The sequence below is a fragment of the Lamprobacter modestohalophilus genome (assembly GCF_016583905.1).
Taxonomy (GTDB): Bacteria; Pseudomonadota; Gammaproteobacteria; order Chromatiales; family Chromatiaceae; genus Lamprobacter; species Lamprobacter modestohalophilus.
The window spans coordinates 1-20,829 of record NZ_NRRY01000040.1 but is presented as its reverse complement, the minus strand read 5'-3'; the positions used below and the strand labels follow the sequence as shown (position 1 = coordinate 20,829).

The window sequence follows — 20,829 nt, the reverse complement described above, 5'->3', positions numbered from 1 at the left end:
ATCACTATGTTGAAACATCGCTGGATCGCTTCCGTCTTATCCTTGCTGCTCGCCGGCTCGGCGTTAGCGGATGAGGCATTCCGTATTGCTGTGATTGACCCGAATCGGATCGTCGAGGAGTCGCCTCAGTACGAGGCCGCGCGCAATCTGCTGAGCGCAGAGGCGCAGGAGCGCGAGGCCGAGTTGACCTCGCAGCAGGAAGATATCGCTCGGCTGGAGACGCGCCTCGAGCGTGATGGCGCCTTGATGCGCGCCGACGAAGCCACACGGCTGCGCAACGACATTCGTGCTCGTGAGCGTCGGCTGCGCTATGCGCAGGAGGAACTGCAAGCGGACTTCGCGCTGCGCCAGAGCGATCTGCGCACGAAGCTCGTGCAACAGGTAGAAGAGGTTGTTGAGCAGGTCGCGAAGGACAAAGGCTTCGACCTGATCTTGAGTGAAGGCGTGGTCTATTCGAGTCCGCGCGCGGATATCTCAGATGAGGTGATCGGCCGCCTGAAAGAGGTCTTTGAGAAGCGCTGAGGCTACCGGTGCGGTGATCGCCTCGTATGACGTCTCGAGACTGCAAAGACGATGCTGCTGACTGAGCTTGCCAATCGAATCGGTGCCGAGTTGAGCGATCCCGGTGCCGTCATCGAGATCAATGATGTCTGTGCATTGACCGATGCAAACCCTTTCGGCGTGACCTACGTCAGCTCTGAGAAGTTTCGTCATGCGCTGCGGGTGACCACTGCGGGGGCCGTCATTTTGGCGCCTGCCTTGGCTGCGGAAGCGCCCTGTGCTTGCCTGCTGGTCGACAATCCGGTTTTGGCATTCGCGCGTGCTGCCGAACTGCTGCATCCACGCAGCCGCTCACCTGTCGGGTGCCATCCGAGTGCCGTGATTGCGGCAGGCGCCGAGGTTCACCCGTCCGCATCCATCGGCGCGCTCTGTGTCATCGAGGATGGGGTACGGATTGCGGCTGGGGTCGAGATCGGGCCTCACTGTGTGATTCAGCGCGATAGCCTGATCGGCGCCGAGACGCGTTTGGTGGCTTCGGTCACGGTCTGCGAGCGGACGATCATCGGCAAACGTGTACTATTGCACCCTGGTGCGGTCATCGGCCGCGATGGGTTTGGTTTCGCGCGCGACGGCGAGCGCTGGATTCGTGTTCCGCAGATCGGGCGCGTGCGTCTTGGCGACGATGTTGAAGTTGGCACCAACAGTGCCGTGGATCGCGGCGCCATTGGTGAGACGGTGGTTGGCGATGGGGTTAAGATCGACAACCTGATCCAGATTGGGCACAACGTCGAGATTGGAGACCATACCGCAATGGCGGCTTGCTCCGGGATTTCCGGATCGACGCGCATTGGTAAGGGCTGCACGATCGCCGGCGCTGTCGGCATGGCGGGGCACCTCGATATCGGTGATGACGTGCATTTCACTGGCATGGCGATGGTGACCCGGTCATTTGAGCAGCCCGGTACCTATAGCAGTGGGATTCCAGCCATGCCAAGTGCTGATTGGCGACGTAACGTCGCACGATTTCGTCATCTCGACGAGATGGCAAAGCGCTTGCGGCGGCTCGAGGAGCGGGTGGCCGAGCTGCAGAAGGCTCAGCGCGACCAAGCAGACTGAGCAAGAGCGAGTAAGGTGATGAGACAGCGTGATGTTGGCGTGCAGCCGGCTCTCTGGAGGTAGTCTTGATTAACATGGATATCCATAAGGTGCTCAGCCTGCTGCCGCACCGCTATCCGTTTCTATTGGTTGATCGCGTGGTGCTATTCAAGCCCAATGAGCAACTGATCGGCTTGAAGAACGTGACCTTCAACGAACCTTATTTTGCTGGCCATTTCCCGGTGCGCCCGGTGATGCCGGGGGTGTTGATCATCGAGGCTCTGGCCCAGGCGACTGGGCTGTTGGCGATGGAGTCGCGACCGGAGGAGGTGGGTGAAAAATCCCTCTACTACTTCGTCGGCATTGACAAGGCGCGCTTCAAACGTCCGGTCGAGCCCGGTGATCAACTCTTCCTCGACGTCCAGATCCGCAATGTCAAGCGCGGCATCTGGAAGTTCTCCGGTGAGGCGCGCGTCGATGATCGCATGGTCGCGAGTGCTGAGATTATGTGCACAGCGCGGGACTTCTGAGCCTTGATCCATCCAACCGCGGTCGTCGATCAGTCGGCGCAATTAGACTTAGACGTCGAGGTTGGACCCTATGCCATCATCGGTGCCGATGTCAGCATTGGTCGTGGTACCCGAATTGGCCCCCATGCCATCGTGCGCGGGCCGACTGTCATCGGTCGAGACAACCGGGTCTTTCAGTTCGCCTCGGTTGGCGAAGACCCACAAGACAAGAAATACGGTGGTGAGCCGACGACTTTGTCCATCGGAGACCGCAATGTGGTGCGTGAGTCAGCGACCATCCATCGCGGCACCATTCAGGGCTATGGCGAGACCCGCATCGGCAATGACAACCTGTTCATGGCCTATACCCATGTGGCGCATGATTGCATCATTGGCGACCAGGTGATCATGGCCAACGCCGCCTCCCTTGGCGGCCATGTGGTGATCGAGGACTGGGCCATCCTCGGTGGTTTCACGATCGTGCATCAGTTCTGTCGGATCGGTGCGCATAGCTTTAGCGCGATGGGCTCGGTGATTGGCAAGGACGTGCCACCCTATATCACCATCGACGGTCATCCCGCGGTGCCGCGCGGCATCAATAGCGAGGGTCTCAAGCGCCGACAGTTCTCGACCGAGCAGATCAGCGCCATTCGGCGCGCATACCGGCTGCTCTATCTGTCGAACCTCAAGCTCGATGAGTCAACGCGCGCGCTCGATGAACTCGCTGAGGCAGAGCCGGTGGTCGCAGCGATGACCGCGTTCCTCAGTGCGAGCGCGCGCAGCATCGTCCGCTGATCGCTTCGCCGTGCCATCGCTCGATTTGAGTCGTTCCCGTCCACTGATCGGCATCGTCGCCAACGAACCCTCTGGCGATCAGCTTGGCGCGCTGCTGGTTCAGGCACTGCGCGAGCGGCGTCCGGAGCTGCGCTTTATTGGCGTTGCGGGTCCGAAGATGCTCGCAGCGGGGTGCGAGACCCTGTTGCCGATGGAGCGGCTCTCGGTCATGGGATTGGTCGAGGTGGCCAAGGTGCTGCCGGATCTGCTGCGTGCGCGCCGCGATCTCGTGCGCGGGCTGCAGCAGCTGAATCCGCTGCTGGTGATTGGTGTCGACGCACCAGACTTTAACCTTGGCCTGGAGCGCCGTCTGCGCGCTCGAGGTATCCCAACCGTGCATCTGGTGAGCCCGACGGTCTGGGCCTGGCGTCCTGGGCGGGTGAAGCAGATCCGGCGCTCGGTTGATCTGATGCTGAGCATCTTTCCGTTTGAGGCTGACTTCCTGCGCGAGCATCGGGTGCCGGTCACCTACATTGGCCATCCGCTCGCCGATGATTTTCCGCTGCAGCCCGATCGCGAGGCTGCGTGCCGTGCCCTCGGTATCAGCCTCGATTCGCTGGTTGCTGTAGCCACTGACCCGTCGCTTGTGGTGCAAGCGGTTGATAAACATGTGGGTGTGTCGAATGCGCCTAGTGCTGAGGATTCAGGAGTGGAAGGGCCAACGGCTACAGCTGCAGCACCTAAAGCGATCAAGCCTCCGGCGAGCAAGCCACAGGCGATCAAGACACAAGCGAGCAAACCTTGCGAGGAGTCTGGCACCGCGCTCATCGCAATCCTTCCCGGCAGCCGTCGCAGCGAGGTCGAGCTGCTTGGGCGGCCGATGCTGGAGACGGCTGCCTGGTGCCATCGCCGGCGTCCAGGGCTTCGCTTCATCGCCCCAATGGTCTCAGAGGCGTTACGCCAGCGCTTCGAGGCGATGCGCTGCGAGATGGCGCCGCAACTCCCGCTCAAGGTGGTCAACGGCCAAAGTCGTGAGGCCATGGCTGCCGCGGATCTGGTGCTGACGGCTTCAGGGACCGCAACACTGGAGGCACTCCTCTCGAAGCGGCCGATGTTGGTCGCCTATCGGCTGCATCCGCTCACCTATTGGCTGGTGACCCGGCTGCGGCTGATCAAGGTCCGCTATGCGGCGATGGCCAATCTCTTGGTCGGGCGCGAGCTGGCGCCCGAGTTTCTTCAGGGTCGCTGTCGTGCCGATCTGATGGGGCCGGCGTTGCTGGCGTTGCTCGACGATGCCGAGCGTCGCGCCGAGATCGACGCAGCCTATCGGGAGATTCATCGTGAGTTGCGGCAAAATGCAGCGCACCGCGCTGCCGAGGCGATCCTGGCTCTGATCGATCGAGCGGGGGATCACCGCCGCCATGCTTAATCCAGCAGGGGCTGGCCCCGTTCTGAACGAGCGCGTTGCTGGGGTCGATGAAGCAGGCCGCGGCCCACTCGCGGGGCCGGTCTGTGCCGCGGCTGTGATCCTTGATCCGGCGAACAGTCCGTCCGGAATCGCCGACTCAAAGCTGCTCTCAGCGACACGGCGCGAAGCACTGGCGATTGCGATCGAGGATTCAGCGATCGCTTGGGCGGTGGCCTTTGTCGATGTCGCTGAGATCGACCGCATCAACATCCTGCAGGCCTCATTGCTGGCGATGCGTCGCGCGCTCGATGCGTTGGCGGTGTCACCAACGCTGGCGTTGATCGACGGTAACCGCTGTCCCGACGGGCTTAGCTGTCGGTCCCAGGCTGTGGTGCGAGGAGACCGCACTGTGATATCCATCGGTGCCGCCTCAATCTTGGCCAAGGTGGCGCGAGACCAGGAGATGCGGCGGCTCGATCACTGCTATCCCGGCTATGGTTTCGCTCAGCATAAGGGCTATGGCACCAAGGCACACGTCGAGGCGCTAGATCGGCTCGGCCCCTGTATCGAGCACCGCCGCAGCTTCGCCCCGGTCCGCATCCGGCTGCAAAATGGTGCTTCGCCCGCAGTCTCGTGAGGCTTAAATGACCACAGATCTGTCGGTGGTCTGCTGCCGATACCAATCAAGACCGAGAGAACCAGAATGCAATCAGTTCATATAAGCGCATCCCCGAACAGCCCACGCGTGGTGCTCAACAGCAGACCGGCGTTCGACGTCCGTGCCCTGATCCTTGCGGTACTGCTTCTGGTCCTGGCGCCAGCAGCCATGGCCGCAGAGTCCGGTGCGCTCTTGACGCCGTTGCCGGATCAGCCTGAAGCGCCTGCTTTCGAGCTGGTTGGGCCTGATGAAAGGGTCTATCGGCTTGCTAACTTCAAAGGCCAGCCGCTGATCGTCAACTTTTGGGCGACCTGGTGTCCACCCTGTCGCGCCGAGATGCCTTCAATGCAGCGCGCCTGGGAGCAGTTAGAGGCGGAGGGCATCGGCATGATCGCCATCAATGTCGGAGAAGACGCAGAGACGGTGCAGGCCTTCTTGGAGCAGGTGCCGGTGAGCTTTCCGCTGCCGCTCGATACCGACTCCAAGGTCACCCAACGCTGGCCAATGCGCGGACTGCCGACGACCTTCGTCGTCGCGCCGGACGGGCGGTTGGTCTATAAGGCCACCGGCGAGCGCGAATGGGATGACCCCGCGCTGCTAGAGCAGGTGCGCGCGCTGAAGACGGAGTGATCGTTGCCTACAGTCTGCTTAGTGGCGAGATCAAGCACGCTCAATCTTGAGCTTCAACACCGCCCGCTCGTTGGCCTCGGTCACGGTGAAGCGCCAGCCCGCATGTAGCACGTTTTCGCCGACCGCCGGGATGTGCCGCAAGCGCGCCTCGACGAAGCCGCCCGCGGTATGGAACTCGGTCGCGGGCAGGTCGATGCCGAGTAGGGCATTCAGCTCTGAGATCGGCACCCGCGAGTCGAACAGATAGAGGCCCTGGTCGATACGCTGGTAATGGCGTTTGCGCTTCTGATGATACTCGTCGAAGTCATAGCCGACCTCGATCTCACCGACCACCTCTTCAAGGATGTCTTCCATCGAGATCAGCCCGATCGCCGAGCCGAATTCATCGACGACGATCGCCATGTGGTCCTCGCGCTCGCGCAGCACGGGCAGCAGCTCATGGATCAGCTGCAGCGGTGAGACGTAGAGGGCAGGGCGCACCAGCTCACCGAGCGGCTTGGCCTTGACCGCCTCGTCCATCAAATCCCAGACCGTGAGCGTGACCACCCCGGTGACGTTGCCGATGTTGCCCTGGTAGACCGGTAGGCGGTTGAAGCCGGACTGGCGCACCAGCTGCACCGCGTCGTGGGTGCTGCGCAAGTGATTCAGTGCGGTGATCTCAGCAAGCGGCACCATCGCCTCGCCGACCGTGGTATCGCCAAAACGGATCGCGCGCTCGATGCGCTTGCGGTCGAACAGCTCGACCTCAGCGCCGCGGTCGGCCATGTCGACTAGGGTGCTGAACTGCTGACGGGTGATGAATAGGCTCGAGGCCGAGCGCGGTCCGCGCACCAGCCGTGCCGCTGTGCGGGCGACCTGAGAAAAGATCCAGACCAGTGGATAGAGCAGGATCGAGAACAGCCGCAGCACATAGACCACCGTCGGCGCCAGCTCATCGGCCTTTTGCTGGTAGACGCTCTTCGGCACGATCTCGCCGAAGACCAGCAACAGTGGCGTCAAGATCAGAAAGGCGTAGAGCTCGCCGAGTGGGCCAAAGGCTTGGATCATCAGCAGCGTGCCGAGCGTGGTCAACACGACGACGGCGATGTTGGTGCCGACCAGCGTGGTGGTCAGCAGCACCTCGGGGCGCTCGAACATGCGCAAGGCCAGGCCGGCGCCGCGATCGCCTTTCGCGGCGCGCGCGCGCAGCCGAAACTTATCGGCGTGCACCAAGGCGATCTCGCTGCCGGAGAAGAAGCCCTCGAGCAGCAGGAGCAGGATCATGAGTAGGATGGCGACGAGCGGGTCCATCGGTTTAGTGCGCTCCTGGCGGCTTAGGCTCGCGTTGGCTTGGTGCTAATGAGCTTGGTCCGCCTAGGCTTGGCTCGATCGGGCTGGATTCAGTTGGATTCGGTCCGGCTGGACTCGACTCGATCAAGGCTGCGGCCTCAGCCAACTGCGGCGCGTCATCTTCAGGCTCCGGCGGGCTGACGCCACCGCGCGAGACGCGAAGCCTGGCAATCCGATGCCCATCCATCTCCAGCACCTGCATCTCACAGTCCTCGACGCGCACCCGGTCCCCCTCTTTCGGGAGCCGATCCAAGTGCCGAAACGCAACGCCGGCGATGGTGGTCATGCGCGGGTCCCAGATGCCAAAGTTGGTCAGGTCGTTGAAGTCCGTCAGCTTCATATCGCCCGGCACCTCGTAGAGGTTCTCATCGCGCTCTAGGTACATGGCCTGGCCCTTGGCCTCGCCCGAGAGATGGCCAAAGATGAAGGTCAGTACATCGCGCATGGTGATGATGCCCTCGACGCCGCCGAACTCGTCGATCACCAAGGCGGCGCGGGTGCGATGCGCTTGAAAGAAATCGAACATCTCATCCACCCGCTTGGTCGGCGGTGCCACCACCAAGGGACGCAACAGACCTTCGATGCTGAGGTTGGAGAGATCCGGCTTGTCGAGCATCAGCGGCAGTACGTCCTCGAGCTGCAGGAAGCCGAGCAGGTTGTCGCGCTGGCCGCGAAATACCGGCACCCGAGAATGGCGCAGGGCCTTGAACCGCTCCAGTGCCTCGGCCAGCGGCAGGTCGGCATTGATGAAGGCGGTGCGCGTGCGCGGGGTCATGATCTCGACGATCTCGGTCGCGCCAGCATCGAGCAGATGATAGATCAGGGTGCGCTCGGTGGCCTGCAGCTGGCCCTCATCGGCGACCTGGTCCACCAGCGAGCGGAATTCATCGATCTGCAGGATGTTGGCCGGCGCGATCTCGCGCCCGACGATCCAGGTGGTGACGCGGTCCGAGACCAGTCGCAAGGTCACCCGCAGCGGTGTCACCAGTCGTACCCAAACACCCATGGGTGCGGCAACCAGTCCAGCGCTGACCCGAACCGGGTTCGACATGGCAATGGTCTTGGGCGTGACCTCGCCGAGCAGCAGCAACAGCGGCACCATGACCAGCACGTTGATCACACCGGCGCGCTCCTCGCCATAGAGCGTCATCAGTATGCCAGTCATGTTGGCGACCGCGGCGATGTTGATCAGCTGATTGCCGCAGAGCACCGAGATGATCAGTCGGCGCGGCTGGTCGAGCAACGCCTGCAGGGTATCGATGTGGCGATGGCGGCGTCGGCGCAGTTCCTGCAGGTCCAGTCGCGAGAGTGAAAAGAGCGCGGTCTCGGAGCCGGAGAAGAAGGCGGAGCCGATCAGCAGCAGAACCTGAATACCGATGCGCGCGAGCATCTCTGGTGTCGCCAGCAGCGACGGGTCGAAGCTAAAAAAGGCGCCAAGATCAGCTGACCACTGCAGCGGCAGCGCCCAGAGCGCGGCGAGCAGCCCCGCCGTGTCCGCGGAAGGGTCAAACCCCTGGGTTGCAAACAGATCCTGCAGGACAGGGGTATCGAATCGCGGAGCGGTCACAAGATCGGCGCCAGGCTGTTGGAAGACGCCGCGAGGCTAACCGACGCTCGGTATCGGGCACAACTGCTGGCGTGCAGGATCAAGCGATATCCGCTAGCCATGGGCAGTGTCCGCACGGGTTGCAATTCTCAGCGGCAAGCACGACCTTTGATCCTGCTGCGCCGTTACTGATCAGGTTGGGACAGCGATACCAAGCATGGAGATTCCAAATACTATGTCGGCGGTCCATCTGAGTGCACCAGACATCGACCCGAAAGAGGTCGCCTACTTTGAAGGCTTGGCTCACCGCTGGTGGGATGAGCAAGGCCCGTTTTGGCCGCTGCATCGGCTGAATCGCTTCCGCGCCGACTACATTCGCGCGCAGCTGTGCCGGGTCTTCGCCCGCAGTGCGACAGCAAAGCAGCCGCTCGAGGGGCTAGACATCCTCGACATCGGCTGCGGCGGCGGCATACTCAGCGAATCGATGGCGCGGCTCGGCGCACGGGTGACCGGCACCGAGATCACCGACAAGAACATCCGGGTCTCGCAGATCCATGCCGCCTGGAGCGGTCTCGATATCGACTATCGGTTGGCGACCGCACGGCAGCTGGTCGATGAAGGCAAGACCTTCGATGCCGTCATGAATATGGAGGTGGTCGAGCACGTCGATGATCTACCCGGCTTCTTGGCCGACTGCGCGCAGCTGGTGCGTCCTGGTGGTGTGATGGTGGTGGCCACGATCAACCGCACGCCGCTCGCTTGGCTGATGGCGATCATTGGCGCCGAGCGGGTCATGGGCTGGCTGCCTAAGGGCACCCATCATTACCGCAAGCTGGTCAAGCCCGATGAGCTGATGGACGGGCTCGGCGCGCAGCTGGTGCTGCTCGATCGCACCGGCGTGCGCGTGAGTCCGTTCACCCGCGCGTTCAGCTTCACCAGCTCGATGGCGGTGAACTATATGATGCTGTTCCGACGCAACGCTGAGGCAACCGAACAATGAAGATCGCGCTGTTTGGTGCCACCGGCGGAACCGGCCATCAGGTGCTCAGCCAGGGGCTTGCCAAGGGCTATGCCTTTCGCGCGCTGGCGCGCTCGCCTGATCAGGTGAAGCAGGCGGACGCTGTCGAGGTCATCGCTGGGGACGTCCGCGACCCCGCTGCAGTCGAGCGCTGTCTGACTGGGACCGACGCGGTGATCTGCGTGCTCGGCAGTCATGGCAGCGCGGAGCCTGTCGAGGCCGAAGGCAGCGAGCAGATCATCACCGGGATGCAGCGCCTTGGGATCAAGCGGTTGATCGCGGTGACCTCGATGGGCGTCGGCGACAGTCGTGATCAGGTGCCGGCCTTCTTTCGCGTGATCATGCAGTTGACGCTGAAGAAGATCATGGCCGCGAAGGAGGTGCAGGAGCAGTTGATCCGCGACAGCGGCCTCGACTGGACCATCGTGCGGCCAGGTGGGCTTACCGATGGCCCGGCGACGGGGGCCTATCTGAGCGGCACGGACAAGTCGATCAAGGCCACCCGTGTCGCGCGCGCCGACGTGGCTGACTTTGTGCTGCAGCAACTGCTCGATGATCGCTACCTGCGGCAGACGCCGGCGGTCAGCTGAGCAGATGCATGATGCGGCTGCCTCCGGGTATGCCTTGCGCATCACCCTGGTCTTCTTTGGCTATCTGTTCACCGCGCTGCTGCTTGCGGCGGCCTTGACCTACCCACTGATGCAGACCGGCTGGATCGACTACGAGCCGCAGCGGGTCATGGGGCGGCTCGCGCAGCTGTTCATCTTGCTCGGGCTCTGGCCGTTCCTCTGGCTGATGGGAGTCGCTAATCGGCAAGCGCTGGGCGTTGCGCCGGCGCGCGCTGATCTGCTGCGAGCGATTTGGGGTGGCTGGCTGCTCGGCGTCGCCATCCTCGGGTCTCTCGTGCTCGCGGAGCTCTACCTGGGCGTGCGCATCCCTGATCTCGACGGGCTGCACCCGCTCAACTTGCTTGAGAAGGCCATGGCGGCCCTGATCGGCGGGCTGCTGATCGGCCTGCTCGAAGAGCTGTTCTTCCGCGGTGCGCTCTATTCCGCCATTCGCCGACGCGCGAGCATTGGCGCCGCTGCGGTCGGCTCGGCCGCGCTCTATGCGCTGGTGCATTTTCTCAAGCCGCATGAGCTGCCGCCGGGCGTCGTCTTCGACTGGGCTGGCACCTGGAGCATGTTCCTGCATGTCTTCGTGAGCCTGTTCCAATGGCAGCACTTGGATTCATTGATTGCGCTGTTCAGCGCGGGCCTCTTCCTCGCCCTGGTGCGCGAGCGTACCGGCCATATCGGCTGGAGTATGGGTCTGCATGCCGGTTGGGTGTTCGTGATTCAGATCACACGCCGCGTCACCGATGGCGATGAGGCCTCATCATTAGCCTTTCTCGCCGGCCAATACGACGGCGTGATCGGCTGGCTGGCGGCGGTTTGGATCGGGCTCTTGGCCTGGGGTTACTGGCAGGTGACGACCTGGCAAGCCAGGCGTCAGCGAGGTCGCAATCGCCACGGCGAGCCGGTTGATGGCGCGCAGTCTTAGTCGCCGTCCATGTTCTCATTCCCGATGATCGTCCTACAGTGTTGTTCAAATGAACCACAGATGGACACTGATGAACACAGATCGAAGCGGATAGAAGCGGATAGAAGAACTGAGAATCCTGTGTGCATCCGCGTTCATCCGTGTGAATCCCTGATCATCATCATGCGCCGTTATTTGCTTGCGATTGCGGTTCTTCAGACTCCGGGGCATCCCGCTCACAACGCTGCTTGCAGCCATACCAGAGCACGCGCTGCCCTGGTCCCGCCTTTAAGGGTTTATCGGCCTCGATCAGACTGACCTCGTTGTCAGCATCGATCACCAGCAGTGGGATCGCGTCTTTCGGCAGCGAGGCTTTCATCGCCTCGAGATCAAAGCTCTCGGTGATGCGCGTGCCATGGAAGCCCCAGCCTTGGTACCAGTGGCGCTGCAGATCTTCGTATTGCACCTCGTTGGAGAAGGCGACGCGCCCGCGCGCAGCCGGCGCTGGCCGCCGGGTTTCTGCAGCCTCGCTCGCTGCCAGCTGGAACACCTTTTGGGTGCCCAGTTCGGGCGCAAAGTGGGCGCAGACCAGTGCGTTGTAGGCATCGTTATTGCTGGTGGCGAGTAGGTTCGCATAGGCACCGAGCTCGAGTGCGTACTCAGCGTGCTCCGAGAGCACCTCTCCGAAGTAGACGGTGACGCCGGCAAGCCGCGCGCCGCGCAGTCGATGCCAAGCATTGTCGACCACGATCACGGGCACCTCACGCTCATGCAGGGCCTTGGCCAAGCCATTGCTCCAAGCGGTCGCGCCGGCAATGATCAGGCCGCCGCGACGCTGAGCACTCAGGTCTAGGCGCCGCGCCATCCAGCCCAGACTGAAGCCGTGTAGCATCACCGTCAGCAGGATCATCGTGAACACCAACGGCAGCAGCTGCTCCGCGCCTGGGAAGCCGCGCTCGGCCAATGCCGGCCCAAAGATACCAGCAACGGCTGCAGCTACCACTCCACGCGGCGCGATCCAGCCCACCAGCGCACGTTCCTGCCAAGGCATGCCCGCGCCGATGGTGCTGATCCAGACCGCGGCCGGGCGGACCAGAAAGATCAACGTGACGACCAGTGCGCCGCTGCGCCAATCCATGGCCGCCATGATCTGTGGGTCCAGATCCGCCGTAAGCAGTAGGAAGACCCCCGAAACCAGCAGGATGCTGATGTATTCCTTGAAGCGCCGGATCTCGCCCATGCTCGGTAGGTTCATATTGCCGAGCACGATCCCGAGCACCGTTGCCGCAATCAGGCCCGCCTCGTCGAGCACCAGGTTGGCCAGCGCATAGACGCCGATCGCAGTCGCCAGCGCGAGCGCACCCTTGAGGTATTCTGGCACCTTGCCCGCCAAGAAGGCACGCCCCAACAGCCAACCACTCACGCCACCAAGCAACAGCGCTGAGGCGACACCGATCGCCATCTGCAAGAGTGCGTCGTTCAATGGGGTTGGCGTGCTGCCGGAGCCGGCTACATAGTCGAACAAGACCACCACGAGCAGTGCGCCGATCGGGTCGTTGACGATGCCCTCCCACTTGAGATAGGAGGCGGGGCGTCGCTTCAGCCGCGCTTGGCGCAGCAGCGGCAAGATGACCGTCGGGCCAGTCACGACCATGATTGCGGCAAAGATCAGCGCGACCGCCCACGACAGGCCGCCGATCCAATGCGCGGCCGCGGCCGTGAGGCCTAGGCTCAAGGCGACCACAATCGTCAGCAACCGATTGACGCCGGAGGCGGCCTGCTTCAGCTCACGGAACTGCAGTGACAAGCCACCTTCGAACAGGATGGCCGCAACGGCGAGATTGATCAGCGGCTGATAGGCATCGCCCAGCGCCTCGCTCGGCCGAAAGACCCCGAACACGGGGCCGATCAGCAGCCCGCTGAGGCTGAGTAAGATGATCGCCGGGATCTGCAGTCGCCAGCCGATCCATTGCGCGGCGATGCCGATGACGATCAGCAATGCCAGGATCTCGGTCAGATGATGCGTCATCGAAATCTCCCGGTTGAAACCGCCCCGGTCAGGGGATCATGCCGCAGGGAAGAGGGCATCACCTCGTCCAGGCAGTGTTCACCCGGCTTGGCCGGGCGTTGATTGAAACATTGAATGGTCATGGCGGCGGCATGCTCGGCTAGGCTCAAGCGAAGCAGTCGCGGATGATCTCCTCGATGGCCGCGTGCTTGGTCTCGATGTCCTCAACCAGCGCCAGCTGAATCAGGGTCTTGTCCAGGTTCTGCCGCGGGCTGGTGACGCGGAAGTAGCGATCGCCCTCGAGATAGTCGGTCAAGAAGCGGATCGCCAGCTCGAGCGGGATCAGCCGAATCGCAGGGTAGAGGAGGGCGACGGCAGCGCGGTCGAACAGCGGTGCAGCAAACTCCGCATAGCCGCTCAGCAGTGCCCGGCAGATATTGAGGTCGAAGCGCGTGCTCGCCTCGCCCAGTGCACCATGGCTCATTCGTTGTGTCATGCCGCGAGGGCTAGTGCCAGTGCTAGTGCTAGTGCTAGAGCCAGTGCTAAAGCGATGGCCAGGAGCATCAACGCTCGGGCTTGGAATGCTGCTGCCGTTTCGGCGAGCTGTGACGCTACGGTTGCAACAGGAGCGCAGACAATCGGCGATGTCCTGGTGCAACAGCCCAGGCTGTACGGTATCCAGATCAATCAGGCACAGGGCACGATCTTCGTCTCGCGCAAATAAGACGTTGTCGAGCTTTGGGTCGCCATGGGTCACATAGGGCGCGAGCACGCCATCTGCCTGTGCCTGCTGCAGTCGCGGGATCAACGCCGCTCGTGCCTCAATCTGCCGTAGCGCCGCCGTCACCTCAGCGTCTACCTGGCGTAAACTGCAGTCGCCAAGCCGCGTCTGCTGATGAGCCTGTTGCCTCGCGTCGCCATCCCACGTCGGATGCCGCGCTTGCTCGTCAGCATCGGCCTGGCACCCGATTCCGGCAGTCCTTTCGGTTTCGGTAGATTCGGTGAGATTGGCCACCGGGGCCGAACGGACCACTGCGTCAAGAGTCGCCTTGTAGCGAGGGGTATCATGCAGCTCCGGCAGCGTGAGCGCCAAACGGCTTGGATCGAGCTTGGCCAGTGCGGCATGAAAGCGTCCCAGGGCGCGGCCAACCTCGGCGGCCTGCTCGAGATTCTCCAAGGGCTTGATGACGCGACTGTTGTCGACGTACTCCAACAGCCGCCAGGCCTGGCCATCGGCGTCACGCAGCGTCGCCTCACCACTGGCCGCGGAAATCAGCCGTGGCAAGCGCACATCGATATGCTCATGGGTACACAGCCAGTCCTGCACCTGCAGGAGATTCTCCGCAATGGCATCGGCGTTTGCGAAGATGGCGCCGTTGATACGCTGCAGCACAAAGCGCTGAGCAGCAGTCTCGACCAAGCGCGTCTCATTGATCAGCCCCGCGCCAAGTGGACTCAACCGCAAACTCGACTCGCCGACCAGAAACCGCCGCGCCATGTCCTCGGCAACCACATCTTCGCCGCGACGGCAATCGCCTGACCGATCGTCTACCATGTTATACCCCTCACCGACCTCCTCAAGCCGCATCTCCCGTGGCAGCAAGAGCCCGGGGCCAGAAGGCGAGTGGGGCTCGGCTAACTGTTTGAACCGACCGCCCGCTCACCGACTGGAGTCTAGCAACTTTCGGTCGGACGCTTCCTGAGGTATGATAGCTAGCTGGAGATGCTCCAAATGCGCCCTTAGCTCAGCTGGTAGAGCATCTGACTTTTAATCAGGTGGTCGCAGGTTCGAACCCTGCAGGGCGCACCATATAAAACAACGGGTTAGCTACTTTAAGGGCTAGCCCGTTTTTCATTTTAGGCCTCTGGGGTAACGCTGGGGGTAACATTTTGCAGACGTTTGAAAGGCACTGACACAGGATCGAGGTGCTTCACTGGGTCGGGATGCTTGGCCGTCTACTTCGCGTTGTGATGACCACTGGAGACGGTCGGCGATCGTCATCGTCAGCGGCTCCCAACGCAGCACTTCCCAGCCGCCCCTCCTTCAATCAATCTCACAGCTGCTCGGCGTTAGCCCGTCCCGCGTGCGTCAGCGAGGCGACGACTGCCGATCGCCACCAATATCGGCGACGCTCGATCACCAAGGGTGCCGGGGTGATCCCCAGCTTGATCCAGCGCCACAACGTCATGTCGCTGATGCCGCCAGCCAGACGCCGAACCTCATCGGCAGTGATCAAGCGGTCGTTGTCGACCTGGGGCTCGTTGGGAGTCGGGGTACTGTCGGTGCAATGCGTTTGTGTCTGCATGGTCGTCCTGCTTGGGTTGTGGAGGAAAACGCGATCCTGGACTCGCGCCCGTTCGCTGGAAAAAGGTGTGGCCCTTCTGGTCTTGAGACGGCGCTCACTCACTCAGGGTGTTCCAAGTCGATGGCAGCCCATCAGCGTTGAACGAGTGAAGGGCAGTTTCTTGGCGATCCCTAGCCGAACACAGCCATGGCCGGCGGGTTCATCTAGTGGGTGCCTCATTGACAGCGCTCCTCAGCGGCGTCAGTGAGCCGGGGGCTGCGCTTCAACGGCCTCATCATCCTTCGCCGGCCGCACACCACCCCGTACTCGCCAACCACCTCGTTGCTTGAGTCTGCAGATCGGACACTGCAACGCGGTGCGCGAAAAGTCCGCAGCGAGGTAATGGATGCGGCACTGCCGGCAAAAGCGCCGCAACGCCAACCCGGTCGTCAGATCCCGGGCCAGCACCCAAGCCGCATTGATATCGATGGCTGGTCCCAGCCGGCCACCAGCCGCGACGCGATCCTGCTGCTCCAGGTACAACCGATGGGCCTGCAACAACGCCTCAAGCTGGATCTGCCGCTCCGTCTCGGGACCACCGAGCGCCCGATACAGCGCAATGAATAGCGATGCGCTGGCCTGACTGAGTACCGAGTCCAGCACCGCGTGCGTACTCGGCAGCTGTCCAGACTTGGGCCTGTACGCATGGATCTCCCGGTGCAGCTCGCGCACCAACGCAGCCCGCAAACCCGTGATCCGCTGGACCAAGGTCGTGCGCATCCCGCATCGGAGCAGCGCGACGGCCTGCTGTGTGCGGGCCAACTGCTGCAGCCTCATGAGCGCTCCGCCTCCTCGGCAGCCAGCAACAGCGTCTGCAGTTCGGAAGCGAGCGTCGACGATGAGGGAACGCTCAAGCGTTCATGCAGTAAGCGTGATGGAAAGCGCGGTCGAAACAGCAACACCCCCGACTCCGCCAAGGCGCACAGCACCAAGAACGAGGCCTGGCGCAGCACCCCGATCAACTCCAGATCCAGACCGTAGACCAGCCTCGCCTTCTCCACATCTGAGCGCGCCAGCGCCTGCGCGCTCAGGAGCCAGTGCAGATTCAAGGTCACCACCGCTCGGTCCAGATCAGCCTCCGTCTTTGTGGGCATCATATAAAGCGTTATATCGGGCCTATTTCGCGCTATGGTATGCACTAAAGCGCGAAAAACACAACAATGACTCGCGATAAAGCGTTACACTTTGTTCATTCTGACCTGGAAAGGACGCTGATCATGTCCGCCGTAGAGACCTCAAAGGCCCCATTCAACATCGATAAACTCCGCTATCCCGGTTGGGACGGCGCCGGTTTCCCGCAACGACTGGCCGAGATCAAGGGAGGCATGAGCACCCTGGGATTCGCGCAAAAGTGCGGGATCTCGGAAAGTATCTTCCGCAAGTATCTCGCGGGAACCAGCGTGCCTGGTGCCGATAAACTGGTGGAAATCTCCCAAACGGCCCAGGTCTCGCTCCGCTGGCTGGCCACTGGGGAAGGGCGCCGTGACGGGGTTGAGGACAGGCTTGATTTGGCGGTGCTGGGCTCGGTGATCGCCGGCGTCGAAGCGGGCCTCGAGGAGATCGGCGGCAGCATGGCGCCGGAGAAGAAAGCCGAACTGATCGGGCTGCTCTACGAGATGGCGTGCAATGGCGAGTCGATCTCGGAGAAGCCGATGCTCCGCCTAGTGCGACTCGCGAGCCGTTGAACTGGCTGACGACAGAACGTCTCCTGAACACGCCTCGCCGTCAGCCTTCGGAACGCGCGTATCGCAAACTGCGTGTCCGTTCTGCAGAGGTGTCGACGCGCCCCGTTGGCTTCGCAGATCGGAAGCGGTCCGGTATCCTTTCGCAGCGCGTGGTCTCCGGATCGGTGCCATGGGAGCCGATCGGTGTGCGTCTTCATTGATCCCCATCGACCTGAGGACCGAGGCCATGAGTACCCGCCAAGATGAGATTCGCGACGCCATCCGGGGCTTCGCCGACCACATCGAACCAGCTGTTGATCCGGATCAGGCGAGCCCAGGCACAGCAGCCGTCCACAACGAGCATCCACCGCTGCAGAGAGCTGAGAACGGCGGATTCGTCGTCCATGTCGGCGACACGCTGTTCGGCCAGGGGCCTGTCGATCCCGACAAGGCGCATCATGCTTACGTGATGTCGCGATCAGAACCACCAATGACCCGCGAGATGCCGACGGACAGGTCGAATCTGAAGCTGCTCATTGGCAGTGTCTTCTTTTGGGTCATCGCCATCCTACCGTTGTACATCGCCCGATTCTTGCCCGATCTTCAACATCATTGGTTCGACGCTGTGGGTTTCTTTTCGCTCTTCCTGGCGGCAGCGACCACGGTCATGTGCGCGGTCGAGATGAGGCGTTAGTCCTCGGCGGGGATGGCGCGCCTTAGGGGCGGCCATCCACCGCGAACGCCCCTCGTCGGTGACCAGGACGGCGACAGCGATCTGTCAGCAGTGATTGGCAGTCATGCGGTTCGCCTCTGCGCGTGCGTGACGCTCGGCCTCGCCTCTCACCGCAGCCGCTTCCTACAGCCGTCCCGTAATCCGCCACAACGACACCATGCGAGTGGACAGATCGCAGCGTGAAACCGGCATGCTAGCCGACGGCCGTTTTCTCATCTCTAGCGTCTTGTCAACCCCGATAGACGCCGAAAATCGGCATCTATACCCACTGCGTTAGCCTCGCCCTTTGCCTAGCCTATCCCTCTGGCAGCGCGCTTGAGCCGACGTCGATCGAGTAGGCCCCCGCATGCTGGTGATGGTTCGCTCGCGAGGTTCTCGATGCGCAGCTCAGTCGGTTTCATGATTCGCCAACGCCGCCAACAGCTCGGCTATTCCCAAACCACATTGGCGCGGCGAGCCAAGGTCACGCAGGGCTGGATTTCGCGTCTGGAGAACCGGGTCGAGAATCCCACCCTCAACAGCCTGACCCAGATTGCCAAGGCCTTGGATGTCGAGGTGATCGACCTGCTGAGCACGCGCCGTGATGACCACGCCGCTTCCCATTGACGCGGTGCGCGCCTGGGCCTGGCACTGTCCAGGTATCACCTCGACACAGCGGCTGGTGTTGCTGGCCCTCTGTGAGCAGCTCCATCGCGGTCATCCTTGCCAGTGCTCGGTGCATGAGCTGGCTACCCTGGCTGCCGTGACGCCGCGCGGTCTGACCAAAGCGCTATCCGGGTTGGACGGGGGTTACCTGCAGCGAGAACGCCACGGCCGCGGGTATCCGACCCGGTACCGGCTGCTGTGTCCGGCGTTAGATGTGCCAACAACCGATGACCGGGTGCCCATTGAGGCTGCTGTCGAGGCTGATCCACTCCCGCGCCCACCTCAGGTTTCCCATGCGGACCAACCAGCACCCAAGGACAGCGCGCGCCAATCTCCGCCTCCTGCCGAGCACAAGCGAGCGCCAGCCCCCATCGCAACCAGTCCCAGCAAAGCTCAGCATTTGACCTTGGTTCGGCAAGGCGACGGTGCTGGAGCGCGTGCTCGCGCAACGCCTGCACCGGTCACAAACGGACCCGTTGCGCCAGCACCTAGCCCTGTAGACCCGCCAGCATCCCCAACGCACCAACAACGCGCCCGCAGCGCGCCGATCCCACCCACCTGGACACCGAGTGAGTCGGTCTACACCTGGGCGCAAAAGCGCGGTCTCACTCGCGACTGGGTACAGGCGCAGATCGACGAATTCGTCATCTATTGGCGAGACTGCGGCGAATCACGCAAGAGCTGGGATGCCACCTTCATCAATCGACTGCAACTGCTGCAGTCGCGCATGACCAAGGGGTCGACCCATGAAACACCTCAGCGACTGGCCGTTAAAGACTACGCTGCGGGAGCAACTCCGCTCGATCAAATCGAGTGGCTGCGCGCCGGTGATGTCGCTTGAGGAACTGGGTGCCCCAGGTCGCGAGGAGGTGCGGCGGATTCTCGCCGAACGACGCGCCGCCCAGCAGCGCGCCTCCGAACGCCTGCTTGGACGCAGCGGGATTCCGGCGCGCTATCGCGACAAGACCTTTGCCAACTATCAGGTGACCACCGCAGAGCAGCGACGCGTGCTCGGGCTCTGTCGGGCCTATGCCGACCATGTGCAGCATTCGCAACAAGGTGACAGTCTGGTGCTTGTCGGCACCCCCGGTACCGGCAAGACCCATCTCGCCTGTGCGATCGTCGCCGAGGTGCTGTCTGCCGATCGCAGTGTCTTGTTGCTCTCGATGTCGGAGGCCTTGCGGATGATGCGGGCGAGTTTTGCGTCCGATGCCGCCTACAGTGAACGCGAGGCCATCGCGCTGCTCACTCGCGTCGATCTGCTGGTCATGGATGAGGTCGGCATGGCGATCGGCAACGCTGACAAACGCCGGGCGATGCTGTTCGATGTGCTCGATGCCCGCTACAGCGACCTGCGCCCGACCGTCCTGGTCAGTAACCTGAGTCGCGATGAGCTGACTGACTACCTCGGCGAGCGACTCATGGATCGCCTCTGTGAAGGTGGTTCGGTGTTGATTGCCTTGGCCTGGGACAGTTATCGGCAACGACCCCGCTCATCGGGCTCGACGGTGCTAAAGAGCGTTTGATGCCGGGTTCCACGGGCTTGTCTCACCGCGCCTGCGTGCAAGCATCCTCAGTCCGCTTGCGAGCAGGGCTCGCCAAGCTCAACGCGCGTGTTGGAGCGAACCACTCGTCGCTGTCTCAGTGCTCTGGGCGGGCGTTGTTTTCTGAAGGTCGTCGGTGACGCCCTCCGGCACCATCGAGAGGGCGTTCGCAAGCCTGGCAGTGAACCGAGAGTGGCCACCGAACGCAGGTCTCCTGACTGTCGGTTTTCGACTCCGATGAGGCATCAGGTTCACAGGGCGAGCCAAAGTGGACCTTCAAACGCTGGCCCCCGCTGAGCAGCGCGAAGTAGGCGTGTGTCAGGGTGCGTCTTCGTAATCCACTCCGTGATGTTGAAGCCAGCTTCGGAAACGCTCGACCTTTCTCTCCAGGGAACAGGTCGGCGGGAGGGTGTCAAGATAGTGGCCAAAGGCCACGCGAAGGTCCGTCTGTTCCTCCGGATCGAGACGCGTCCAAGGGCGTCGCTCGCTGTTCTCATGGCTGCTGTTCTCATTACTCATGGCATCTCTCCTTATATGGTCCGCCCCGCGATGCAAGAGCCACTTGACTGTTCAGCAGAAGGAAACGTTGCGGCCATATATCCGGCGTCGTGATGAGGTGGCGTGATCGCTCCTCGCGCCCTGATGGAATCCGCGCGCATTCCTGTCCTTATCACTGTTTCAGTCTCGGCGATGCCGGCTGGTGAGGATTACAGGGTTTCAGGAATGCAGGACAAGCCTTTCATGCCATCACAGTGACAGTCACTCTTAGCAACTCGTGGTTAGAAACTCGTGGTGTGGGTGATCGTGCTCGCTCGGATGTGACTCAATCCCTCATCGGTGCTCGCGGCGGTTAAACCGCCTGACTCAAGGCGTGCTTTGGATCGTAGGCCTCGCCTTTGGT

23 protein-coding genes and 1 tRNA gene are annotated in these 20,829 nt (G+C 62.4%); 16 read left to right on the top strand and 8 right to left on the bottom strand.

Going from position 1 to position 20,829, the window contains the following annotated elements; translation table 11 throughout:
- Positions 1-6: 6 nt before the first annotated feature.
- The 7 genes from CKO42_RS18870 (at position 7) to CKO42_RS18840 (ending at position 5,575) form a co-directional block, all read left to right on the top strand.
- The gene (locus CKO42_RS18870; protein ID WP_200247430.1) at positions 7-522 is read left to right on the top strand and encodes an OmpH/Skp family outer membrane protein; all 516 of its coding nucleotides are present in this window, start codon (positions 7-9) and stop codon (positions 520-522) included.
- Between the two features lie 51 nt (positions 523-573).
- Positions 574-1,617: a UDP-3-O-(3-hydroxymyristoyl)glucosamine N-acyltransferase gene (lpxD, locus tag CKO42_RS18865; RefSeq protein WP_200247428.1), complete on the top strand. Its 1,044-nt coding sequence runs from the start codon at positions 574-576 to the stop codon at positions 1,615-1,617.
- A 74-nt stretch (positions 1,618-1,691) separates the two neighbouring features.
- Complete coding sequence (fabZ, locus tag CKO42_RS18860; protein ID WP_200247476.1) at positions 1,692-2,126, top strand: 3-hydroxyacyl-ACP dehydratase FabZ; 435 nt, start codon at positions 1,692-1,694, stop codon at positions 2,124-2,126.
- Positions 2,127-2,129: 3 nt separating this feature from the next.
- Positions 2,130-2,900: an acyl-ACP--UDP-N-acetylglucosamine O-acyltransferase gene (lpxA, locus tag CKO42_RS18855; protein ID WP_200247426.1), complete on the top strand. Its 771-nt coding sequence runs from the start codon at positions 2,130-2,132 to the stop codon at positions 2,898-2,900.
- A 10-nt stretch (positions 2,901-2,910) separates the two neighbouring features.
- A complete protein-coding gene (gene lpxB / locus CKO42_RS18850; protein ID WP_200247424.1) occupies positions 2,911-4,308 on the top strand; it encodes a lipid-A-disaccharide synthase in 1,398 nt (465 codons plus the stop codon).
- A complete protein-coding gene (rnhB, locus tag CKO42_RS18845) occupies positions 4,301-4,924 on the top strand; it encodes a ribonuclease HII (RefSeq protein WP_200247422.1) in 624 nt (207 codons plus the stop codon). The genes lpxB and rnhB overlap by 8 nt, the downstream gene beginning before the upstream one ends.
- A 66-nt stretch (positions 4,925-4,990) precedes the next feature.
- On the top strand, positions 4,991-5,575 hold the full coding sequence (locus CKO42_RS18840) for a TlpA family protein disulfide reductase (protein WP_242479526.1): 585 nt from the start codon (positions 4,991-4,993) through the stop codon (positions 5,573-5,575).
- A 30-nt stretch (positions 5,576-5,605) separates the two neighbouring features.
- Here CKO42_RS18840 and CKO42_RS18835 read toward each other — a convergent pair whose 3' ends face one another.
- Both CKO42_RS18835 and CKO42_RS18830 read right to left on the bottom strand, forming a co-directional pair.
- Positions 5,606-6,865 (bottom strand): hemolysin family protein, encoded by a 1,260-nt coding sequence (locus tag CKO42_RS18835; protein ID WP_200247420.1) that lies wholly within the window; start codon positions 6,863-6,865, stop codon positions 5,606-5,608.
- Between the two features lie 4 nt (positions 6,866-6,869).
- Positions 6,870-8,471, bottom strand: coding sequence for a CNNM domain-containing protein (locus CKO42_RS18830; RefSeq protein ID WP_200247418.1), 1,602 nt, complete (start codon positions 8,469-8,471; stop codon positions 6,870-6,872).
- Between the two features lie 214 nt (positions 8,472-8,685).
- Between CKO42_RS18830 and ubiG the strand changes: the two genes are divergently transcribed.
- Genes ubiG through CKO42_RS18815 form a run of 3 tightly spaced genes read left to right on the top strand, consistent with a single transcriptional unit; the run spans position 8,686 to position 11,010 of the window.
- Entirely contained in the window at positions 8,686-9,450 is a 765-nt protein-coding gene (gene ubiG / locus CKO42_RS18825) for a bifunctional 2-polyprenyl-6-hydroxyphenol methylase/3-demethylubiquinol 3-O-methyltransferase UbiG (RefSeq protein WP_200247416.1), read from the top strand.
- Positions 9,447-10,058: an NAD(P)-dependent oxidoreductase gene (locus CKO42_RS18820; RefSeq protein ID WP_200247414.1), complete on the top strand. Its 612-nt coding sequence runs from the start codon at positions 9,447-9,449 to the stop codon at positions 10,056-10,058. The genes ubiG and CKO42_RS18820 overlap by 4 nt, the downstream gene beginning before the upstream one ends.
- Positions 10,059-10,062: 4 nt before the next feature.
- Positions 10,063-11,010, top strand: coding sequence for a CPBP family intramembrane glutamic endopeptidase (locus CKO42_RS18815; RefSeq protein WP_338034954.1), 948 nt, complete (start codon positions 10,063-10,065; stop codon positions 11,008-11,010).
- 160 nt (positions 11,011-11,170) lie between these two features.
- Here CKO42_RS18815 and CKO42_RS18810 read toward each other — a convergent pair whose 3' ends face one another.
- Positions 11,171-13,018: a cation:proton antiporter gene (locus CKO42_RS18810; RefSeq protein WP_200247412.1), complete on the bottom strand. Its 1,848-nt coding sequence runs from the start codon at positions 13,016-13,018 to the stop codon at positions 11,171-11,173.
- A 145-nt stretch (positions 13,019-13,163) separates the two neighbouring features.
- Complete coding sequence (locus CKO42_RS18805; RefSeq protein ID WP_200247410.1) at positions 13,164-14,552, bottom strand: phosphotransferase enzyme family protein; 1,389 nt, start codon at positions 14,550-14,552, stop codon at positions 13,164-13,166.
- 179 nt (positions 14,553-14,731) lie between these two features.
- Between CKO42_RS18805 and CKO42_RS18800 the strand changes: the two genes are divergently transcribed.
- Positions 14,732-14,807: transfer RNA gene (locus CKO42_RS18800), tRNA-Lys, on the top strand.
- 244 nt (positions 14,808-15,051) lie between these two features.
- Here the strand turns inward: CKO42_RS18800 and CKO42_RS18795 are convergent.
- The 3 genes from CKO42_RS18795 to CKO42_RS18785 form a co-directional block, all read right to left on the bottom strand.
- Complete coding sequence (locus CKO42_RS18795; protein WP_200247408.1) at positions 15,052-15,303, bottom strand: helix-turn-helix transcriptional regulator; 252 nt, start codon at positions 15,301-15,303, stop codon at positions 15,052-15,054.
- A gap of 240 nt (positions 15,304-15,543) precedes the next feature.
- A complete protein-coding gene (locus tag CKO42_RS18790) occupies positions 15,544-16,119 on the bottom strand; it encodes a FlhC family transcriptional regulator (protein WP_200247406.1) in 576 nt (191 codons plus the stop codon).
- Positions 16,116-16,436: a flagellar transcriptional regulator FlhD gene (locus CKO42_RS18785; protein WP_242479525.1), complete on the bottom strand. Its 321-nt coding sequence runs from the start codon at positions 16,434-16,436 to the stop codon at positions 16,116-16,118. Before CKO42_RS18785 ends, CKO42_RS18790 begins: the two co-directional genes overlap by 4 nt.
- Before the next feature lie 123 nt (positions 16,437-16,559).
- On the opposite strand from CKO42_RS18785, the gene CKO42_RS18780 reads away from it, so the two are divergent.
- The 5 genes from CKO42_RS18780 to CKO42_RS18760 all read left to right on the top strand — a co-directional run bounded on the left by CKO42_RS18780 (position 16,560) and on the right by CKO42_RS18760 (position 19,910).
- Positions 16,560-17,027 (top strand): helix-turn-helix domain-containing protein, encoded by a 468-nt coding sequence (locus CKO42_RS18780; protein WP_200247402.1) that lies wholly within the window; start codon positions 16,560-16,562, stop codon positions 17,025-17,027.
- Between the two features lie 226 nt (positions 17,028-17,253).
- A complete protein-coding gene (locus tag CKO42_RS18775; RefSeq protein WP_200247400.1) occupies positions 17,254-17,700 on the top strand; it encodes a hypothetical protein in 447 nt (148 codons plus the stop codon).
- A 417-nt stretch (positions 17,701-18,117) separates the two neighbouring features.
- Positions 18,118-18,345, top strand: coding sequence for a helix-turn-helix domain-containing protein (locus CKO42_RS18770; RefSeq protein WP_200247398.1), 228 nt, complete (start codon positions 18,118-18,120; stop codon positions 18,343-18,345).
- Complete coding sequence (locus tag CKO42_RS18765; protein ID WP_200247395.1) at positions 18,323-19,225, top strand: DnaT-like ssDNA-binding domain-containing protein; 903 nt, start codon at positions 18,323-18,325, stop codon at positions 19,223-19,225. Before CKO42_RS18770 ends, CKO42_RS18765 begins: the two co-directional genes overlap by 23 nt.
- Positions 19,215-19,910 carry an ATP-binding protein gene (locus tag CKO42_RS18760; protein ID WP_200247393.1) on the top strand — a complete coding sequence of 232 codons (696 nt, stop codon included), beginning with the start codon at positions 19,215-19,217 and terminating at the stop codon, positions 19,908-19,910. Before CKO42_RS18765 ends, CKO42_RS18760 begins: the two co-directional genes overlap by 11 nt.
- A gap of 336 nt (positions 19,911-20,246) precedes the next feature.
- Here the strand turns inward: CKO42_RS18760 and CKO42_RS18755 are convergent, their stop codons facing one another.
- Positions 20,247-20,447, bottom strand: a complete 201-nt coding sequence (locus CKO42_RS18755) for a hypothetical protein (protein ID WP_200247391.1) — start codon at positions 20,445-20,447, stop codon at positions 20,247-20,249.
- Positions 20,448-20,829 lie beyond the last annotated feature (382 nt).

Excerpts from the sequence above, each read along its gene's own strand:
- CKO42_RS18870 (WP_200247430.1), top strand. The coding sequence starts at position 7 with ATGTTGAAACATCGCTGGATCGCTTCCGTCTTATCCTTGCTGCTCGCC.
- lpxD (WP_200247428.1), top strand. The coding sequence starts at position 574 with ATGCTGCTGACTGAGCTTGCCAATCGAATCGGTGCCGAGTTGAGCGAT.
- fabZ (WP_200247476.1), top strand. The coding sequence starts at position 1,692 with ATGGATATCCATAAGGTGCTCAGCCTGCTGCCGCACCGCTATCCGTTT.
- rnhB (WP_200247422.1), top strand. The coding sequence starts at position 4,301 with ATGCTTAATCCAGCAGGGGCTGGCCCCGTTCTGAACGAGCGCGTTGCT.
- CKO42_RS18840 (WP_242479526.1), top strand. The coding sequence starts at position 4,991 with ATGCAATCAGTTCATATAAGCGCATCCCCGAACAGCCCACGCGTGGTG.
- CKO42_RS18835 (WP_200247420.1), bottom strand. The coding sequence starts at position 6,865 with ATGGACCCGCTCGTCGCCATCCTACTCATGATCCTGCTCCTGCTGCTC.
- ubiG (WP_200247416.1), top strand. The coding sequence starts at position 8,686 with ATGTCGGCGGTCCATCTGAGTGCACCAGACATCGACCCGAAAGAGGTC.
- CKO42_RS18820 (WP_200247414.1), top strand. The coding sequence starts at position 9,447 with ATGAAGATCGCGCTGTTTGGTGCCACCGGCGGAACCGGCCATCAGGTG.
- CKO42_RS18815 (WP_338034954.1), top strand. The coding sequence starts at position 10,063 with ATGCATGATGCGGCTGCCTCCGGGTATGCCTTGCGCATCACCCTGGTC.
- CKO42_RS18810 (WP_200247412.1), bottom strand. The coding sequence starts at position 13,018 with ATGACGCATCATCTGACCGAGATCCTGGCATTGCTGATCGTCATCGGC.
- CKO42_RS18805 (WP_200247410.1), bottom strand. The coding sequence starts at position 14,552 with ATGGTAGACGATCGGTCAGGCGATTGCCGTCGCGGCGAAGATGTGGTT.
- CKO42_RS18795 (WP_200247408.1), bottom strand. The coding sequence starts at position 15,303 with ATGCAGACACAAACGCATTGCACCGACAGTACCCCGACTCCCAACGAG.
- CKO42_RS18790 (WP_200247406.1), bottom strand. The coding sequence starts at position 16,119 with ATGAGGCTGCAGCAGTTGGCCCGCACACAGCAGGCCGTCGCGCTGCTC.
- CKO42_RS18785 (WP_242479525.1), bottom strand. The coding sequence starts at position 16,436 with ATGCCCACAAAGACGGAGGCTGATCTGGACCGAGCGGTGGTGACCTTG.
- CKO42_RS18780 (WP_200247402.1), top strand. The coding sequence starts at position 16,560 with ATGTCCGCCGTAGAGACCTCAAAGGCCCCATTCAACATCGATAAACTC.
- CKO42_RS18775 (WP_200247400.1), top strand. The coding sequence starts at position 17,254 with ATGAGTACCCGCCAAGATGAGATTCGCGACGCCATCCGGGGCTTCGCC.
- CKO42_RS18770 (WP_200247398.1), top strand. The coding sequence starts at position 18,118 with ATGCGCAGCTCAGTCGGTTTCATGATTCGCCAACGCCGCCAACAGCTC.
- CKO42_RS18765 (WP_200247395.1), top strand. The coding sequence starts at position 18,323 with ATGACCACGCCGCTTCCCATTGACGCGGTGCGCGCCTGGGCCTGGCAC.
- CKO42_RS18760 (WP_200247393.1), top strand. The coding sequence starts at position 19,215 with ATGTCGCTTGAGGAACTGGGTGCCCCAGGTCGCGAGGAGGTGCGGCGG.
- CKO42_RS18755 (WP_200247391.1), bottom strand. The coding sequence starts at position 20,447 with ATGAGTAATGAGAACAGCAGCCATGAGAACAGCGAGCGACGCCCTTGG.